This window comes from Acidobacteriota bacterium, assembly GCA_029861955.1.
GTDB lineage: Bacteria > Acidobacteriota > Polarisedimenticolia > Polarisedimenticolales > Polarisedimenticolaceae > JAOTYK01.
The window spans coordinates 52,582-69,996 of the sequence record JAOTYK010000001.1 but is presented as its reverse complement, the minus strand read 5'-3'; the positions used below and the strand labels follow the sequence as shown (position 1 = coordinate 69,996).

Sequence of the window (17,415 nt, the reverse complement as noted above, 5' to 3'; positions counted from 1 at the left end):
GCCGATCACCCATCGTGGATCGCGGCCAGGAGAAGACGTCATGCATTCCGTACGTGCCCAACCCTTCCGTTTCCTCGGACCTCTTATCCTGGCGGGCTTGCTGCTGGCTTCGTCGGCAGCGTTGGCCGCCGGCGAATCCCTCCAGGATCTATTTCAGGCCGAGCGTTTTGACGAGGTGATCGAACGGGGGCAGATCGCAACGGGGCAGGATGGCGGCGATGGGGAGGCCTGGTTCTTCCTCGGACGCGCGTTGCTTCAGACCGGCAAGTACAAGAAAGCCCAGGAGGCCCTGGCCCACGCAGTCGAGCAGTCGTTTCGACCGGCGTACTCGCGGTTCCATCTTGCGGTTGCCGCCGCACATCGAAAGCGGACCGCCGAGGCGCTGGAGGCACTCGACGCTGCGGTGAAGGCCGGCTTCTTGCAGGTCGAGGGTCTGGAAGATCCTGCGTTCGACGGGTTCAGAACCTCGCGGCAGTTTCTCGATATCGCGGAGCGACAGAAGGCCCAGGCGATGCCGTGTCTCTATGACGATCGCTATCGGCAATGGGACTTCTGGCTTGGGAACTGGAACGTCCTTGGGGTCGATGGCTCCCCCCAGGGCCGCAACACGATTCAGCTGACCGAGAACGGCTGCGCCCTGATCGAGACCTGGACCAGCGCTTCCGGAGGTTCGGGGACCAGCGTTAACTACTTCGACCCCAAGACCTCGAAATGGAATCAGATCTGGGTCGATAGCCGAGGCGGAAATATCCGTCTGGTGGGCTCGTACCATGAAGGGACGATGGCGCTTCAGGGAGCCCACGTTACGCCGGACGGGAAGTCCGAACTCATCCGTGGAAGTTGGCGAGAGCTAAGCGATGGACGCGTGCGACAGTTCTTTGAGCAATCGAAGGACGTCGGGAAGACTTGGTACGTCTGGTTCGAGGGCTTCTACAACAAGACTGCAGAAGAGTAACCGGAACTCAGTCGGGCCCGATCCACCGTTGCAGTGCGTCGTTCTGGAACTGAGGCAACACGAATGCGGCCCGGTGGATCTCGGGTGAGTAGTAGCGGAACTCGAGCCCCGAGTCGGCGATCCGAGATGGACTCAGATCGCCCAGTGGGCAGAGCGCGGCACGAGACGCAAACGTGAACGACCACAGCCCTCCCGGGTAGGTCAGGTTCACGTAATTGTAGATCCTGGCCCGGCCGAACGTCGTCGACAGTATCTCCATCATTGATCGCTGACGATCCAGTTCGTAGAAACACGACTCCGCCTGAGACACGACGATGCCGTCGTCATTCAGGACATTCGCGACGTTCGCATAGAACGTCTTGCCGAACAGGGGTGTCGCCGGCCCGATAGGATCCGTCGAATCGACAATCACCAGGTCGTACCGCTCTTCCGTTTCCGCAACGAACGCCACCCCATCACCGACCGTCACCTCGACTCTGGGGTCGTCGAGCGCCGCCGCAGTCTGAGGAATGTGCTCCCGACAGCCGCGGAGTACCATCGGGTCGATCTCGACAAGACGGACATGCTCGACGGTGGGATGGCGAAGTAGCTCGCGGACCGTTCCACCGTCTCCCCCACCGATCACCAATGCCCGCCGCACACCCGGATGCACGAACATCGCCGGATGGGCGATCATCTCGTGATAGATGAATTCGTCTCGTTCGCTGATCATCGCGATGCTGTCGTTGAAGAGCATGCGACCGTATCCCGCCGTCTCGACGATATCGATCCTCTGGAACTCGCTCTCCTCCGAAAAGAGCGTCCGACGGATCCGATACCTCAGCTGCAGGATGTCCTGGTGATGTTCCTCGGCCCACAGTTCCAGTTGGTTCTTCGCGGTATCGGTCATCGGACCTTCTCCCCCTGCACCAAGGGCAGTTCGTCGGGCGGGTGAATTCCCGGCGCCGGACGATGAAAGCTCATGAAGTGGACTTCGTACCCCGACCTCAGTCGACAGGCTTGATGCGCCAGGATCTGATAGCCCGGCATGATCGGAACGCCCGTTGACTCCACATCGAACACCACAAGATCGAACGCCCGCGGTCGAAATAGCTTCGCGACGTCTTCGACGAGCGGCCCCATTTCCTTCGGATGGACGAGATTGGTCTCAAAACTCGCGTACGAGCCGACGGTATTTGGAGAGACGTGGAGCGTCGAATAGCGGTCACCTGCCAGCGCATTCAACGAATAACCGCTGGGCTCGAACTGATGCTCGTCGACGATCGCGTCGGTGACGTGGCCCGCAAGTGAACTATCCGCGTGCAACCACTCCGCGCCCTGACGACCCCGGGAGAAGCGCTCTCGTACTTCTTCGTCCAGGCCATACATCAGCATCTCGATCGTTCCGTCGTCCGCGGCCGCTCCCCCATCTCGCTCAAGAGAGAACAGGTTCAGATGGTGCAGGTCCTTGTGGCCGAATTGGTAGGCCCGACCCGGAAGCTTGCGGGCAAAGGTCTCGGCATCATCGAGAAAACTCGTGGGTTGCATGTGCGGGAACATCTCGTTCTTGCGTTCGTAGAAGAACCCTGTGACGGCCGCCAGATCCAGTTCTTCCAGAAGGGCTACCGCCGCACGTGGAAGTCGTGTGGTTCCGCACGTGATCATGAGGATCTTTCGGTCCCAGACGAACAGGCTCGACTCGGAGAGGAGATAGGCGTCACAGGAGCCGGAGGAGATACTGGACAGAATCGTCGCGTCCGCAAGCTCTACGAGGCGACCCCAGAACGGCCGGCCAAGTGAACGCAGTCCGGGACCTCCCTCACCGATGGTGAGCTCGAATTTCTTCTCGGTCCCCTCGAACTGCAACGTATCCTCTTTTCGGATCGATCGTGGCCCCTCGAACGACCGGAATTGTGCCATAACATCGTTGGACCGCAAGCCGGGTCCGTACCGCCGGAGCACGCAATGGCCGAGAGAGAATTCATCGTCACCTATCGCCTGATCGCCGCATCGGCCGACGATGCGGCGCGGGTCTCTCGCGAGATCGCCCTAGAGCAGACCGTGGAACTGCCCGAAGGCGCGTTTTCGGCGGCGATCGAGGCCAACGTCGTTCCCTGTCGTCGACGACTCGAGCCTGTCGGTGACGGATTCGAACTGGACCTGGCGTTCGACGAGGCACTCATCGCCGGCGAGCCCACGCAGCTGCTCAATCTGTTGTTCGGGAATATCTCGTTGAAACGAGGCATTCGTATCCAGCGTGTTGAGCCCAGTTCTATCTTCGCGAAGATGTTCCCGGGACCGGCCTACGGCGTTTCAGGTTGGCGTGATCTCTGTCAGGTTCGACGACGACGTCCGCTCCTCTGCACGGCACTGAAGCCCGTTGGCCTCAAGGCTCAGGAGTTGGCCGACCTCTGCCGCAAGATGGCGGAGGGAGATGCGGATTTGGTCAAGGATGACCATGGCCTGACCGACCAGTCTAGCGCTCCGTTTCGAGAGCGGGTTCGCCGCTGCCAAAATGCCGTTTCCGGATTTCGGACCCGCTACGTACCGAATATCACGGCATCCCCCGCCGAGACGCTTCGTCGACTTGAATTCGCGGTGGACCATGGATGCCGAGCGGTGATGGTCTCCCCACTTCTCTGCGGGATCGACACACTCATCGATGTCGCCCGCACGGGTCGCGTCGCGATTCTCGCGCACCCTGCTTTGTCGGGTGCGTACTTCTCTGCGGATCACGGAATCGCGCCGGAAGTGTTGCTCGGAGACATCGTGCGCCGCTGTGGCGCGGACGGCGTCATCTATCCCGAAGCCGGAGGGCGCTTCCCCCTCACCGAAGAGGACTGCTCACGCCTCCGAGATTCTCTTCGCGAGGAGAAGCAAGATGTGAAGCCCAGCATGCCCGTGCCGGGGGGAGGTCTACGAATCAATGGCGTTCAGGATCGGATAGACGCAAACGGCCCCGACACGATCTATCTGGTCGGCGGAAGCCTACACGACGACAACGACGTGGCCCGGAGCACGCGAGGCGTCATGGAGGCGCTTCGCGCATCGGCGTAACCGTCTCTTGACAGTCCGGCTCGACGGACTTAATGTTACTAAGATATGTACTTACCAATGTGGCAGCACGTTGACTGGTGGTGGCGGGTTTCTCGCGATGCCGGTGATCTGTCGCTGCCTGCTTCCTGATATCTCCCAACAGGATCTTGCGAGTCGCAATCAGACCCCGGCGAAAGCCGGGGTTTTTCGTTTACGTGTGTGTCCACGAAAGTAACTAGAGACAATGATGAATCAGACTGAGACACGAGACTTGACCGATACGATCCGCGCCGTTGTCGCAGGGCAAGACCTGACCCGTGACGAAGCACGACAGGTCGCCTCCGCCATCATGACGGGTGAGGTAGGCGATGCGCGAATTGCGGCACTTCTGGTCGCGTTGCGGATGAAGGGCGAAACGGTCGAGGAGATCGCGGGATTCGCGGACGTGATGCGTCGTCACGCGGATGGTGTTGCTGTCGACGGGGATGATCTCGTCGATACGTGCGGGACCGGCGGGGATGGCAAGGGCACCTTCAACATTTCCACGGTGACGGCCTTCGTCGCAGCCGGTGCCGGGTGTCGTATCGCGAAACACGGAAATCGATCTGTGTCGAGTTCGTGTGGCAGCTCGGACCTACTGGACCAACTGGGAATCCCCACACGGACAAGTCCCGAGACAGCCGCGCTCCAGCTACGTTCTTCGGGACTGACGTTCCTTTTTGCGCCGCTCTACCATCAGGCGGCTCGTCACGCCGCGAACGCCCGACGTGAGATCGGGATTCGAAGCATATTCAATATCGTCGGCCCCCTGACCAACCCTGCGGGTGCGAGCCGACAACTGATGGGGGTGTTTGACCCCAACCTCACCAAGCGTCTGGCCGGCGTGTTGAAGGAGCTCGGCTCCACCCATTGTCTGGTCGTCCACGGGTGCGATGGAATGGACGAAATTACGCTTGCCGGGCCGACCCGTGTGAGCGAGTTGCGCAGCGGTCGGATTCGCACTTTCGATCTACAGCCCCAGGAATTTGGTTTTGATCTGGCAGACGCCGAGGTCCTGCGAGGCGGCTCCCCGGACGTGAACGCGACCGTGGCCCTCGATGTGCTTCGAGGCATCACCGGTCCCGAGCGAGATATCGTTCTGATCAACTCTGCCGCAGCAATCTACGTTGGCGGGCGAGCGGCCACAATTGGCGAGGGTATCGAACTTGCTCGCCGTTCGATCGACGACGGCAAGGCGATGGCCGCTCTCGACTCGCTGCGGCGGGATCCCTCATGACGGAGAGTTTTCTCGATCGGATCCGTCGCCACAAGCAGGCGGAGATCGACTCGCTGCGGCGTAGGACCGTTGCCACACAGCGGGTTCCCGCGGGGGCACGACGCTCTCTGCGCAACGCACTCCAGGGAGCGGGACTCTCGATGATTGCCGAGATCAAACGGGCATCTCCGTCACGAGGCACGCTACGTCCCGAGCTCGATCCCGCCACCGTTGCCCGTTCGTATCAAGGGGCAGGGGCCGCCGCCGTTTCGGTTCTGACCGACGCTTCATTTTTTGGTGCACGACCCGACGATCTCGCTGCAGCTCGGGCGGCAATTAAGACGCCGGTCCTACGCAAGGACTTTATCCTAGACCCTGCCCAGATCGAAGAGACCGTATCGATGGGCGCCGACGCGGTCCTGCTGATCGTCAGGATGCTGGACATCACCCTTCTTCGCGATCTTCTTCAGCAGGCTACGGAGTCGGGCCTGGAAACCCTCGTCGAGGTGCACGACGTCGATGAGGTGCACACGGCCCTGCACGCCGGCGCGAGGATTGTTGGAGTGAACAGCCGTGACCTCGCAACGTTCGAGGTCGATCTGAACACAGCGTTGTCCGTCAGGCCCAGCATTCCCTCGGACGTCGTCAGCGTGGCAGAGAGTGGAATCCGAAACGAGGATGACTTGAGACGGGTTTGCGATGCCGGCTTCGACGCGGCTCTCTGTGGAGAGGCCCTGATGTGCAGCGACGACCCCGGCACGGGCCTCCGCGACCTCCTCACGGGTGCGCGATGAGAACTCGAATCAAGATCTGCGGCTTGACCCGGCAATCGGACGCGCATGATGCGGTCGCGTTGGGCGTCGACGCGTTGGGATTCGTTTTTGCGGAGTCGCCGCGTCAGGTCTCCCCGACCGCGGTGCGGCGAATCGTGGAGTCGCTTCCTCCGTTCGTTACAACCGTCGCCGTGGTCCGAGGAATTGGAACCGACCGGGCACTCGAGCTGGCGAAAGAGAGTGCGGTTTCGATGATCCAGTTTCACGACGAGACGCCTGTCGAAGAGGGATGCGCCGTGCCCTACCCATGGATACAGCGTCATGCCGTCCCAGACTCCGGCGACGCGGAACTTCTCCGCGCGTCGATCGGGCGGAGTCGAGCCCGCGCGCACCTGATCGACCCCGGGGCCGGCGATGGAGTTTCGTTTGACTGGAGCATCGCAAGAGATATGCCATCGCCAACGTTCATCGCCGGCGGTCTTACGCCATTGAATGTCGGTGACGCAATCAGAGCGGCACAGCCCTTCGGCGTCGATGTGTCGGGTGGGGTCGAGTCGAGTGCCGGCCTGAAAGATCTCACAAAGATGTCCGCGTTCGTTGATCGCGTACGACGGGCCGATGGAGAACTCTATGGCTGATCGTGCCGGCTACTTTGGGTCGTTCGGAGGGCGGTACGTCCCCGAGACCCTGATGGAGGCACTCCACGAACTGGACACGGCGTTCAATCGATCTCGTGGAGAATCGACGTTCGTAGATGAACTTGATGCGTTGGCCCGCAACTACGTTGGGCGACCGACACCGCTCTTTCCGGCACGAAGACTGTCGGCGAGAGCTGGCGGCGCGACGATCTGGTTGAAGCGCGAAGACCTCAATCACACCGGCGCTCACAAGATTAACAACGCACTCGGACAGGTGTTGCTTGCGACGCGGATGGGGAAACAACGGATTATTGCCGAAACCGGTGCTGGGCAGCATGGGGTCGCGACGGCAACAGCTTGCGCACTATTTGGCCTGGAATGCCACGTTTACATGGGCGCGGAAGATGTAGATCGACAGAGACCCAACGTCCAACGAATGCAACTCCTGGGTGCTGAGGTAATCGCGGTTCAGCACGGCAGTCGAACGTTGAAGGACGCGATCAACGAGGCCATCCGGGACTGGGTGACACACATCGAAACAACACACTATGTGATTGGTTCGGTGGTGGGTCCTCACCCTTATCCGACGATGGTGCGTGAGTTCCAGGCCGTCATTGGCCGCGAGAGTCGTCAACAGATTCTTGAAGCCACTTCATCGCTTCCTGTCGCCGTGGTCGCCTGCGTCGGCGGAGGCTCCAACGCCATCGGGATGTTTCACGGGTTTCTCGATGATGACTCGGTGAGACTCTTCGGAGTCGAGGCGGAAGGCTCGGCATCAATATCCGGAGGCTCCCCGGGCGTCTTGCACGGCGCAAACAGTTATCTGCTGCAGTCCCCCGAAGGACAGGTTCTGGAAACGCATTCGATATCTGCGGGACTCGACTATCCGGGGGTGGGACCGGAGCATGCCTGGCTCCATGACTCCGACCGAGTCACCTACGACAGTTGCGGAGACGATGACGCGCTTGCCGCCTTTAAACTGCTGTCGGAGACCGAGGGAATCATACCCGCGCTCGAGAGTGCCCATGCCGTTTCGTACGCCATGTCGCTGGCCGCGAAGCATCGTCCCGAGGATGCCGTGCTCGTCAATCTGTCGGGACGAGGAGACAAGGATCTCGGGATCGTCGAGAAGGAGCGGTCGTGATCGAGACGATTTTCAAAACGGCTCGCACCCAGGAGCGAATGGCTCTGATGCCTTACGTCATGGCCGGGTATCCGAATCTGACACGCAGCATGGAACACCTGCGGGCCATCGTGGATGCGGGTGCCGACATGATCGAACTGGGTATTCCGTTCAGCGATCCCGTCGCGGATGGACCCGCCATCCAGCACGCCGCCCACGAGGCATTGCGATCGGGCGTAACGCTCCGCAAGGTCCTCGATACCGTGGAACGACATTTCCCGGAGATCCCGGTCGTCCTGATGTCCTACCTGAACCCTCTGCTGGCAGTCGGCCGCGCGCCTCTTCTCGACCGACTCAGCGGGATAGGGTTTGCGGGTTTGATCGTTCCCGATCTTCCGCTCGAGGAGTGCGATGCGTGGAGGAGCGCGACGGACAGAGCAGGCCTATCGCTCGTACCGCTCGTCGCTCCGACCACTCGCGCGGATCGACGCAAACGCATCCTCCGTGACGCCCGAGGTTTCGTCTACTATGTGAGCGTGGCCGGAACGACCGGGACTCGTCGCACACTTAGCCCTATGTTGGCCCCCGCACTCGATCGACTCCGGTCGGAGACCCCTCTACCGGTGGCAGCGGGTTTTGGCATTTCCACGGCCGATCACGTTACTGCACTTTACGGTCACGCAGACGGAATCGTCGTCGGTAGCCGAATTGTCGAAGCGATCAGGAACAACGAAGATGTCGGGGCCGTCGTAACAACACTCAAGCACGCAACCGGGGGAATGACATGTTAATCGTAATGAAATCGGACTCCAGCACTGAGCAGGTCGAGCGAGTCTGTTCGTTCGTCAAGGAGCTCGGGCTAACTCCTCACCCGATTCCGGGAAAACTTCGCACGGCGATCGGCATCACGGGCAATAAGGGTCCTGTCGAAGCCCAGCGAATCTCGGCGCTACCAGGTGTCGCAGAGTTGATCCGTGTCACAAGCCCCTACAAACTTGCCGGCCGGGAAATGAAACCGGACAATTCGATCGTCGATGTCGATGGCGTCCAATTCGGCGGGAAAGAGTTTGTCATCATTGCCGGTCCGTGTTCCGTCGAGACCCCGGAACAGACGATGGAAACCGCGCGTTGCGTTAAGGGTTCCGGTGCCCATATTCTGCGTGGTGGCGCGTTCAAACCACGGACGTCACCCTACTCGTTTCAGGGGCTTGGAGAGCGCGGACTCGATATTCTTCTCGAAGCCAAGGCTGCGACGGGACTCCCGATTGTCTCCGAGGTCGTCGACACCGAGACCTTCGATCTGGTCGAGTCCAAGGTCGACATGTTTCAAATCGGCTCGCGAAACATGCAAAACTACTCGCTGCTGAAGCGAGCCGGTCGTTCACGGAAACCGGTTCTACTCAAACGCTGGATGTCCGGAACGATGCAAGAATTTCTGATGTGTGCGGAGTACATCATGTCAGAGGGCAACCATAATGTGATCCTCTGCGAGCGTGGCGTTAGGGCGTTCAGTGACTTCTCGCGATTCACGCTGGACATCGCCGTGGTTCCGGAGCTGAAGCAACGATCCCATCTACCCGTGATCGTCGATCCATCCCATGCCGGCGGGAAACGGGATCTTGTGATTCCTCTGGCCCGCACCGCCGTGGCCGCCGGAGCAGACGGGATCATCGTCGAGGTCCATCCACACCCCGAGGAGGCCCTTTCGGATGGCCCGCAAGCGTTGACACCCGACATGTTCGAACAGTTGGTTGACGAGATCCAGCGCCTGGCGCCGGCCGTCGGACGCTCGGTCCGGACGGTTGTGTGAGTTCTTCGCTCTTCCCGGTCCCGCGACCGCATTACCGGCGCTTCCGGGGCTCGCCGTGCCCTCTGACGTTGTATCGCCGGGTTTACGGTGAAGAGCGATTTGGCTTCCTGTACGAATCTCTCGAGGAGCGAGGCGGTCGCGATCGTTACTCCTTTCTGGGAGGGAAGCCTCGTGTGTTGTTTCGCAGCAAGGGCGATGTCTGCGACATCGAGTTTGACGGGATCACCCATCACCTGCGCCACGATCCACTGACGCTTCTTCGACGCTTGGTGCAGGTTGGTTCGACGGCACTCCCGATCTCGACTTTTCCGGGTGGTGCCGTTGGCTACCTGGGTTACGACATGATCCGGTTCCTCGCGAAGATCCCGGACCGCAATCCGGATCCGCTTGAACTACCGGAATCTCAGTTCATCTTCCCGAACGAGATCATCGTGATCGATCATCTCGATGAAGTCGTGCATGTCCTCCTCTATGACGATGGGGGGCACGTCGAGCGCGCAGCGGAGCTCGCGGCGGCAATCGACAGTTGCCCCACCCCGGCGCCTGCGGCGTCGAACGATGTCGCGGACGCCTCCGATGACGTCCCGTTGACGGCCAACATCAGCCGCGAGGAGTTCTGCGCCGGCGTGGATCGGGCCAAACAGTACATCCGCTCGGGTGAGATCTTTCAGGTGGTGCTCTCACAACGGTTCGAGTTCGACCTGCCCGTTCCGCCCATCGACCTGTACGCCGCCCTCAGAACCACCAACCCCTCGCCATACATGTACTACCTCCACTTCGACGATCTGGAGATTGCGGGCTCCTCCCCGGAGATGTTGGCCCGACTGACAGGTCGACGAGTCGTAACCCGACCCCTCGCCGGCACACGGCCCCGAGGACGGGACGCGGCGCAGGACGAGGCGCTGGCAGAAGAACTGCTGGCAGATCCGAAGGAACGCGCCGAACATGTCATGCTGGTGGATCTGGCCAGAAACGACCTTGGACGGGTTTGTATCCCCGGCAGCATCAACATCGATGAGTTCTTCGATGTCGAACGCTATGCCAAGGTGATGCATATCGTGTCTAACGTATCCGGCCGAATTCGCGACGATCGCGATGCCTTCGATCTCTTCCGTAGCACGTTTCCCGCGGGAACGGTCTCCGGGGCTCCGAAGATTCGCGCCATGCAGATCATTGACGAACTTGAAACCGTTCGCCGCGGCCCGTACGCCGGCGCGATTGGTTACTTCAGTTACCTCGGCGATATGGATCTCTGCATCGGCATTCGAACGATCTTCGCGCATCGTGGCAAGGGGTATCTTCAGGCCGGCGCCGGCATCGTCGCAGATTCCGATCCCGTGACCGAGTATGAGGAGACGCACAGCAAAGCCCGAGGACTTGTCCGCGCCATTGAACTGGCCCGCCGCCGACATCACTGAGCCCCGCAGCCCTGATATAGTGTCGTCGGACTGGAGGCCGGATGGGTTCCGAAAGACGAGGCAAGACCGGGGCGGACTTTCTGCTGATGGTCGCCAGCGCGATCATCGTCATCGCCGGTCTGAGAGCCGCAGGGCCGTTGATCCTCCCACTGTTGTCGTCAACGTTTCTTGCGTTGATCTGTCTCCCACTCTTACATGCCCTGCAGGCGCGACGCGTTCCCAACTTGATCGCCGTCACCCTGACGATTCTGGTGGCGTTGGGAATCCTGTTCGGGGTGGCCTTCATGATTGGAGGCTCCGTCAAGACGTTCAGTGACGAGGTGCCGGTTTACAAGGAACGTCTGGAAGCGATGTCGGACGACCTGCTTGAAGAGCTTGCAGATCGAGGCATCAATGTCTCCGACTCCGTCACCTCCGACATCATCAATCCCGGCGCGATTCTGGACATCGCAGCCGGCACGCTTCGAGGAGCGGCGGCCGTTCTCTCAAGGCTGTTCCTGGGGTTCCTGACGATCATCTTCATCCTCTTCGAGGCCGGTGGATTTCCGGCGAAGCTGGAAGCGGCGCTCGGAAAGCGGGAAGGCTCCGAACGGTTCGAGAAGATCCGCGATGAGATCAAGAAGTATCTGGCGATCAAGACCCTCGTCAGTCTTGCGACCGGAATCACCATCGCGGCAGGCATGAGCATCATCGGCCTCGACTACCCACTGCTGTGGGGCACCCTGGCATTTCTCTTGAATTACATCCCCAACCTGGGATCGATCATCGCCGGTCTTCCTCCCACGCTGCTCGCCGTCGTGCAGCTCGGGCCGGGCTACGCGCTTGCGGTGGCATTGGTGTTCGTCGGCGTCAACGTCACGTTCGGTAATTTCGTCGAGCCGTACTTCATGGGCCGTCGACTCGGCCTCTCGACGCTGGTCGTGTTTATCTCCCTGGTTTTCTGGGGTTGGGTCTGGGGTCCCGTCGGGATGTTGTTGTCTGTGCCGCTAACGATGATCGTCAAGATCATGCTGGAGAACACGTCAGACCTGAGGTGGGTCGGTGTGCTGCTGGGTCCCAGCCCTTCGACCCGATCGATCCGCGAGAATCCCGGCAAGAAGAGGCCGCCATCCTGAAGCGGATCGTCTTGTGCCTGCTGGCCTTCCTGGCGCTTCTCGCCGCGACCGGATGTCAGCCTGATCGCCGGTCCGGTGCGGTCAGCGATACACGGCGTCTGGCGGTCGTCTCCCCCGCGGCGGCAGAGATGCTCGAACTGCTGGAATTGACCGATCAGATCGTTGCGATCGGCGAAACGGAATACTGGCCTGAGTCGCTCGTCGACCTCCCCTCCGTCGGACGGTTTGATGCACCGAATTCCGAGAGGCTGATCGAGCTTCGTGTGGACTGGCTGGTCACGACCTCCAGTCGCGCCGCGGACGACCGACTCCGTCATCTCGAATCGCTAGGGGTTGAAGTGCTGGCCCTCAAGACGGATACATTCGACGGCGTGCTTTCTTCGATCGAACAACTCGGCGCCCGATTTGATCGCGAGGAGCAGGCGGCACGGGTCGTAGACCGGATACGGCGCGACCTCGCCGACATCTCGGACCGAACCCGCGACCTGCCGCGACCGTCGACCCTCATCGTGGTCGGCCGAGAGCCCCTATTCGTTGCGGGGCCGGGAAGTCACATGGACGAGGTGCTGAAGATCGCCGGCGGTCGAAACGTCATCGAGGACGAAGGCTCACCCTATCGACAGTTTTCGCTGGAAGAAGTGCTCGCACGGAAACCGGAGATCATCCTCGACACGACCGGTGGCGCGGGGAGTTGGTCGGCGTTTGACTTTTTACCCGCGGTTCGCGATGGGCGGGTGTATGCGATCGACCCGGCACTGGTTGCTATCCCCGGGGTGCGGCTCGCCGAGATGAGCCTTTATGTTGCCCATCGTGTCCATCCAAACCGATTTGAGGCGGGCGATGTCGACTGACCGTCCACTGACCGCGGCACGAGCCATCGGGTACGGCGCGGTGGCGTTCGCCGTGTTGATAGTGACGATCCTCATCGCCGCGTCTCTCGGTGCTGTTCGGATTAACCTACTCGATCTCCTGGGCGCGTCCGACGTCGGGACAACGGCGATCCTCCGGGATGTTCGACTTCCACGCGTGCTCCTCGCGGCCATGCTCGGAGGAGCTCTTTCCCTTGCCGGTGTTGTCTTCCAGGCGCTGCTCCGGAATCCGCTGGCCGACCCTTACGTGCTGGGGGTCTCGGGCGGAGCCAGTCTTGGCAACGTGATCGCGGTGTTCGTCGGGCTCGGTGGTTCGTCGGTCCTGCTGGCGGGCTTCGCCCGACCGGCCGCGGCTCTTGTTGGAGCGTTCCTCACGCTGCTCCTGATCGAGAGGATCGCAACGGTCGCTGGACGCATGACCGTGTACACCGTCCTCCTGACAGGCGCGATCTTCAACGCCTTCAGTGCCGCCCTGATCTACTTCCTGCAGAGCATCGCGTCTCTCGACCAACTTCACGCGATCGTCTTTTCGTTGATGGGACGCGTCCCGAACTACGGCTACACGACCCTTGGCGTAATCCTGATAGTCCTGTTGATTCCTACCCTGCTCCTGTTCGCGTCGGCCCGTGATTACAATGCTCTGAGCCTCGGCGAAGACGGCGCAGCGCAGCTCGGTGTCGACGTCGAGCGATTGAAGCGAAAGACGCTGTTTCTCGGAGCGCTACTGACGGCCATTGCGGTATCGGTCGCGGGCATGATCGGCTTCGTCGGCCTCGTCGTTCCCCATCTACTGCGACTCTGGCGCGGCCCGGATCATCGACTCCTGATTCCGCTCTCCGTGTTCGGCGGCGCAACGTTCCTCGTCATCGCGGATCTTGGCGCACGACTGTTCATCGCTCCCGGAGAACTCCCCGTCGGCGTCGTCACGGCACTCATCGGCGGCCCGTTCTTTCTCTATCTTCTTCGTCGCTGGGGTGCTCGCCACCATGTCTAAACACCGACTACAGACGCAGGGACTCGGATTCGGTTACGGGAACCGTGACGTCCTGAAGTCCGTCGACCTGACGGTGGCGGGCGGAGAGATCGTGGGACTCCTCGGCCCGAACGGTACCGGCAAGAGCACGACCATTCGCATTCTCTCGGGCCTCGAGCGTCATTACCGAGGGTCCGCAACACTCGATGGCGTCGAGATTGCGACGATGGATCGGCGCGCGCTGGCCCGTCGCGTGGCGGTCGTCCCTCAGGAACCCAACTTCGAGTTTCCTTTCACCGCCCTCGAAATCGTGCTGATGGGGCGTCACCCTCATCTTGCCGGGCTGGCGTTCGAGTCGACACAGGATGTCGAGATTGCCCGCGGCGCCCTCGAGCGTTGCGATGCACTGGATCTTGCCGATCGCCCGATCGATCGGCTGTCAGCGGGCGAGCGACAACGAGTTGTTTGCGCTCGCGCCCTCGCGCAGGAGCCGGACGTTCTGCTTCTCGACGAGCCGGCGAGTTTTCTCGACATACGGAATCAGGTTGCGATCTACGATCTTGTTCGCGAAACGGTTCAGCGTCGCAACGTGGCCGTCTTGACCGTGATGCACGATCTCAATCTTGCGGCAGAGTATTGCGATCGAATCTATCTGCTCGACGATGGATGCGTCTTTGCCGGTGGGACCACGGCAGAGGTCTTGACCTACGCAAACCTGACCAAGGTGTTCCGCGCGGAGGTCTACGTCGACACCAACGCCCTGACGGGAAACCTGCTGGTCGTGCCTCTTCCCGGCAACGTACAGCGTGCGCTTCATCCCGAGGCGACGGACTCCGATCAGGACTGATGCTCGGGTCTTAGCAGATCGAACACCGACTTGACCGGACTAAACGTCTCGAGCGGCACCTCGACGAAGACCGTCAACCAACCGGCCATCGCCCCATTCCACAGACCGGGTCGCTCGAGTGCACGAACTTGATGACCGGCGACCGTCTTCTCGGTGACGATCGACGTCTCCGGATCGACGAATCGCTCCAGGTCGTAGGATCGCCCCTCGGCATCTCGGACCGCACAGACCAGATCGACGGGGTTGAAATGGGTGGCGCCGTCAACCTGTCGGGACTGCTCGGGATCCTCGCGATTCATCTGGGCCGTCTCTACGATCTGCGGCCGATCCTCCCCGGCGGAGCCTCGTACCCAGAACGGCCCTCCACCGGGTTCGTCGCGATTGAGGACGACGCCTGCGACTCGCAGCGGCCGGTCGAGAACTCTCTGGAGGCGTCGACGGTCCTTGTCATCGTCACCCACCAAGACCGATTCGATGAAACACCACTCTCGGAGGAAGTCCACCACCTCGCGGTGGTTCGTCTCGTCGGTCGACGCATCCTGCAGCCGAGTCTGATACTCGACCCGACGATCATGAAGCCAGGAACCGAGTCCGCCGAGGATTTTCTTCCAACGAACGGTGGTCTCGCGCCGTTTGTCGGGTTGCACGTTATCGATGTTCTTGACGAACACCAGGTCGCCTTCGGTTCGGCTTAGATTCTCGATCAACGCTCCGTGTCCACCAGGACGGAAGACGATCCGCCCCAGTTCGTCCCTCTGAAGATCCCCTTCCGGAGTCAGCGCGATGGTGTCGGTCGCCGGCGACTGCTCACTGAAGGACACGTCGTATCGGCAGCGGTGAATTTCCTGGAACTCGGGTCCGCGGCGGGCCAACCGATCGAGGAACATCGTTCGATGCTCCGGGGAGACGGTGAAGTGCACGCGACAGCCGCCATCCGCATCGGCAATGGTCTGCGCGGCCTCGATGAGATGCTCGTCGAAGGGCGTTCTGGGTTCGGGCCTGCCGTGATGAAAAGGGACAAGCCCCTTGGGCAAGCTCTCGAGGCCAAGCTGATCGGGATCGAGGAGTGCATGAACCCAGGCGTCGGAGCTCCCCGCGGCGCCGACACAACTTGCAAGGTCGTCGAAGAACGGAAATCGATGGCGATGTTCCATGAATCTCGCCCGTGCATCGTTACCCACAGTCGGCGAAACCATGAGGTCGCGAAACATCCTGCTCGCGGCCCCCGATGCCGGTACAAATTTCGAGAATCGCCCGGCACGTGCCGTCGAATCGTGTCGTCGAATCAACTCGTCTTGGCGATCCTCAGGGATGCGGTGGATGCCGTCACCGAGGGTGGCGGGGCGAACGAGACGGGCCACCGGACGGGGTCCGCTCAGAAATTCGATCTGACGCCGGACCTCGTCGATCGAGATCTGCCGTTGTTCGAGTTCCTCGCAGTCGTCCGACGAGAACTGGGTCATCGAGTCCCGACCGCCAGGGTGAGACTTGACCGAAGCCGACGCAGGCCGCTCCGACAGTCTCGACAGGTCGTGTCGTGAACGACCGAAAAAACCCAGACTCCCGCTGCAGGTGGCGTGAAGCGAACCAGACCGATTTCATCGGTCATCACGCGGAGCGACGCATCGGGGTCATTGATGGGGTGAGCGATCACGTGAGAGTCCGACAGGGGTTCACGCTCATGGAGGACCTGAAGAGTCACATCACCTCCACGTGTCGCCAGATCCACGGGGTCCGTTTGAGGAACGATCTCGAGACGCTGCCCGACTTCCGACCAATGCAGGGATCCACCCGCGCGCGCGCCTGCAGGGACGATGAGGGCCTTCGCGTAGCGCTCGCCGGAACTGTCGCTGTCCCGGGTATCGCAGGCCAGTAACGCAACACCCGGATCGGCGAGCGTCAGCTCGATCGAGTGGTCGCTCCCCAGCGATAGGTTCTCCCTGGAGCGCTTGGTGAGATGCTGGAATCGCGCGACGGTCCAACGTGCCGACGACGGTCGCAGGTTGACCTGGACCGTCTCGGTCGAGCCCGGGTGAGTCGGGTGAAACTCGAGCCAGGACTCCGCGGCGCTCAGCTGGGTTACGAAGAACGAAATCCACAGGAGACGAACCATGCGACGCAACACGTCAGCACCTCCGGCGGTGATTCTACATGAGAAGAATACGCGACTAGGCGGCGGAACCACCCGAGCGGGCCTGACGTCTGCGACGAGCTGCATCGAGAGTGGCGTGATCGGTCGCGTCCGTCGACTTTCCGAATAGGTCGGGTCGCGACCGTTCCCAGCACTCGAGGGACTTGGAGGCCGAGCGCGCGACCGCGTCGAATCGCTCGACCGGCTCGTCATGCTTCAGATCTGTCGGCTTCCGGCGGGTGACGGATCGCAACTCGGAGGTCGCGCCTATCCAGCGCCGCAGGTGCGCCCAACCTATCCACCGTCTCATCTCGAACACCGGCAATCCTCCCGACTCTACGTCCAATAGACGCACAACGGATGGTTTTTCACTGGGTTTTTGTCTGTGCGGACAATATGCAACAGATCCGTGGCCAACGGGTCTATTACCAGGAAGATACTAGCACACGGGGTTTTAACTTTTATAAGTGTTCGTTGAAGTCGCTTGAATTCG

18 protein-coding genes are annotated in these 17,415 nt (G+C 61.1%); 13 read left to right on the top strand and 5 right to left on the bottom strand.

Annotation, left to right across the window (positions count from 1 at the left end):
- The first annotated feature begins 40 nt into the window (after nucleotides 1-40).
- Entirely contained in the window at nucleotides 41-955 is a 915-nt protein-coding gene (locus tag OES25_00325; protein MDH3626083.1) for a tetratricopeptide repeat protein, read from the top strand.
- A 7-nt stretch (nucleotides 956-962) separates the two neighbouring features.
- Here the strand turns inward: OES25_00325 and speE are convergent, their stop codons facing one another.
- Both speE and OES25_00315 read right to left on the bottom strand, forming a co-directional pair.
- Nucleotides 963-1,844 (bottom strand): polyamine aminopropyltransferase, encoded by an 882-nt coding sequence (speE, locus tag OES25_00320; protein MDH3626082.1) that lies wholly within the window; start codon nucleotides 1,842-1,844, stop codon nucleotides 963-965.
- A complete protein-coding gene (locus OES25_00315; protein MDH3626081.1) occupies nucleotides 1,841-2,854 on the bottom strand; it encodes an S-adenosylmethionine decarboxylase proenzyme in 1,014 nt (337 codons plus the stop codon). Before OES25_00315 ends, speE begins: the two co-directional genes overlap by 4 nt.
- 45 nt (nucleotides 2,855-2,899) lie before the next feature.
- Between OES25_00315 and OES25_00310 the strand changes: the two genes are divergently transcribed.
- From OES25_00310 to OES25_00255, 12 genes are all read left to right on the top strand, one after another.
- Nucleotides 2,900-3,991: a RuBisCO large subunit C-terminal-like domain-containing protein gene (locus tag OES25_00310; GenBank protein MDH3626080.1), complete on the top strand. Its 1,092-nt coding sequence runs from the start codon at nucleotides 2,900-2,902 to the stop codon at nucleotides 3,989-3,991.
- Between the two features lie 226 nt (nucleotides 3,992-4,217).
- On the top strand, nucleotides 4,218-5,246 hold the full coding sequence (gene trpD / locus OES25_00305) for an anthranilate phosphoribosyltransferase (protein ID MDH3626079.1): 1,029 nt from the start codon (nucleotides 4,218-4,220) through the stop codon (nucleotides 5,244-5,246).
- Nucleotides 5,243-6,019, top strand: a complete 777-nt coding sequence (gene trpC / locus OES25_00300) for an indole-3-glycerol phosphate synthase TrpC (protein MDH3626078.1) — start codon at nucleotides 5,243-5,245, stop codon at nucleotides 6,017-6,019. The genes trpD and trpC overlap by 4 nt, the downstream gene beginning before the upstream one ends.
- On the top strand, nucleotides 6,016-6,636 hold the full coding sequence (locus OES25_00295) for a phosphoribosylanthranilate isomerase (protein MDH3626077.1): 621 nt from the start codon (nucleotides 6,016-6,018) through the stop codon (nucleotides 6,634-6,636). The genes trpC and OES25_00295 overlap by 4 nt, the downstream gene beginning before the upstream one ends.
- A complete protein-coding gene (trpB, locus tag OES25_00290; GenBank protein ID MDH3626076.1) occupies nucleotides 6,629-7,780 on the top strand; it encodes a tryptophan synthase subunit beta in 1,152 nt (383 codons plus the stop codon). Before OES25_00295 ends, trpB begins: the two co-directional genes overlap by 8 nt.
- Nucleotides 7,777-8,550 carry a tryptophan synthase subunit alpha gene (gene trpA, locus OES25_00285; GenBank protein ID MDH3626075.1) on the top strand — a complete coding sequence of 258 codons (774 nt, stop codon included), beginning with the start codon at nucleotides 7,777-7,779 and terminating at the stop codon, nucleotides 8,548-8,550. The genes trpB and trpA overlap by 4 nt, the downstream gene beginning before the upstream one ends.
- The gene (gene aroF / locus OES25_00280; protein MDH3626074.1) at nucleotides 8,544-9,569 is read left to right on the top strand and encodes a 3-deoxy-7-phosphoheptulonate synthase; all 1,026 of its coding nucleotides are present in this window, start codon (nucleotides 8,544-8,546) and stop codon (nucleotides 9,567-9,569) included. Before trpA ends, aroF begins: the two co-directional genes overlap by 7 nt.
- Nucleotides 9,566-10,987 (top strand): anthranilate synthase component I family protein, encoded by a 1,422-nt coding sequence (locus OES25_00275; GenBank protein MDH3626073.1) that lies wholly within the window; start codon nucleotides 9,566-9,568, stop codon nucleotides 10,985-10,987. Before aroF ends, OES25_00275 begins: the two co-directional genes overlap by 4 nt.
- Nucleotides 10,988-11,028: 41 nt before the next feature.
- Nucleotides 11,029-12,102, top strand: a complete 1,074-nt coding sequence (locus tag OES25_00270) for an AI-2E family transporter (GenBank protein MDH3626072.1) — start codon at nucleotides 11,029-11,031, stop codon at nucleotides 12,100-12,102.
- On the top strand, nucleotides 12,021-12,953 hold the full coding sequence (locus OES25_00265) for a helical backbone metal receptor (protein MDH3626071.1): 933 nt from the start codon (nucleotides 12,021-12,023) through the stop codon (nucleotides 12,951-12,953). Before OES25_00270 ends, OES25_00265 begins: the two co-directional genes overlap by 82 nt.
- Nucleotides 12,943-13,965, top strand: coding sequence for an iron ABC transporter permease (locus OES25_00260; protein MDH3626070.1), 1,023 nt, complete (start codon nucleotides 12,943-12,945; stop codon nucleotides 13,963-13,965). Before OES25_00265 ends, OES25_00260 begins: the two co-directional genes overlap by 11 nt.
- Nucleotides 13,958-14,791 carry an ABC transporter ATP-binding protein gene (locus OES25_00255; protein ID MDH3626069.1) on the top strand — a complete coding sequence of 278 codons (834 nt, stop codon included), beginning with the start codon at nucleotides 13,958-13,960 and terminating at the stop codon, nucleotides 14,789-14,791. Before OES25_00260 ends, OES25_00255 begins: the two co-directional genes overlap by 8 nt.
- Here the strand turns inward: OES25_00255 and OES25_00250 are convergent.
- Genes OES25_00250 through OES25_00240 form a run of 3 tightly spaced genes read right to left on the bottom strand, consistent with a single transcriptional unit; the run spans nucleotide 14,782 to nucleotide 17,241 of the window.
- The gene (locus OES25_00250; protein ID MDH3626068.1) at nucleotides 14,782-16,254 is read right to left on the bottom strand and encodes a DUF4301 family protein; all 1,473 of its coding nucleotides are present in this window, start codon (nucleotides 16,252-16,254) and stop codon (nucleotides 14,782-14,784) included. The genes OES25_00255 and OES25_00250 overlap by 10 nt on opposite strands.
- Nucleotides 16,251-16,916, bottom strand: a complete 666-nt coding sequence (locus tag OES25_00245; GenBank protein MDH3626067.1) for a DUF4198 domain-containing protein — start codon at nucleotides 16,914-16,916, stop codon at nucleotides 16,251-16,253. Before OES25_00245 ends, OES25_00250 begins: the two co-directional genes overlap by 4 nt.
- Before the next feature lie 43 nt (nucleotides 16,917-16,959).
- On the bottom strand, nucleotides 16,960-17,241 hold the full coding sequence (locus tag OES25_00240) for a hypothetical protein (GenBank protein MDH3626066.1): 282 nt from the start codon (nucleotides 17,239-17,241) through the stop codon (nucleotides 16,960-16,962).
- Between the last annotated feature and the right edge of the window lie 174 nt (nucleotides 17,242-17,415).

Coding starts and splice junctions, on each gene's coding strand:
- OES25_00295 (MDH3626077.1), top strand. CDS start 6,016: ATGAGAACTCGAATCAAGATCTGCGGCTTGACCCGGCAATCGGACGCG.
- OES25_00270 (MDH3626072.1), top strand. CDS start 11,029: ATGGGTTCCGAAAGACGAGGCAAGACCGGGGCGGACTTTCTGCTGATG.
- OES25_00325 (MDH3626083.1), top strand. CDS start 41: ATGCATTCCGTACGTGCCCAACCCTTCCGTTTCCTCGGACCTCTTATC.
- OES25_00260 (MDH3626070.1), top strand. CDS start 12,943: ATGTCGACTGACCGTCCACTGACCGCGGCACGAGCCATCGGGTACGGC.
- OES25_00310 (MDH3626080.1), top strand. CDS start 2,900: ATGGCCGAGAGAGAATTCATCGTCACCTATCGCCTGATCGCCGCATCG.
- OES25_00255 (MDH3626069.1), top strand. CDS start 13,958: ATGTCTAAACACCGACTACAGACGCAGGGACTCGGATTCGGTTACGGG.
- speE (MDH3626082.1), bottom strand. CDS start 1,844: ATGACCGATACCGCGAAGAACCAACTGGAACTGTGGGCCGAGGAACAT.
- trpC (MDH3626078.1), top strand. CDS start 5,243: ATGACGGAGAGTTTTCTCGATCGGATCCGTCGCCACAAGCAGGCGGAG.
- trpB (MDH3626076.1), top strand. CDS start 6,629: ATGGCTGATCGTGCCGGCTACTTTGGGTCGTTCGGAGGGCGGTACGTC.
- OES25_00250 (MDH3626068.1), bottom strand. CDS start 16,254: ATGACCCAGTTCTCGTCGGACGACTGCGAGGAACTCGAACAACGGCAG.
- OES25_00315 (MDH3626081.1), bottom strand. CDS start 2,854: ATGGCACAATTCCGGTCGTTCGAGGGGCCACGATCGATCCGAAAAGAG.
- trpD (MDH3626079.1), top strand. CDS start 4,218: ATGAATCAGACTGAGACACGAGACTTGACCGATACGATCCGCGCCGTT.
- aroF (MDH3626074.1), top strand. CDS start 8,544: ATGTTAATCGTAATGAAATCGGACTCCAGCACTGAGCAGGTCGAGCGA.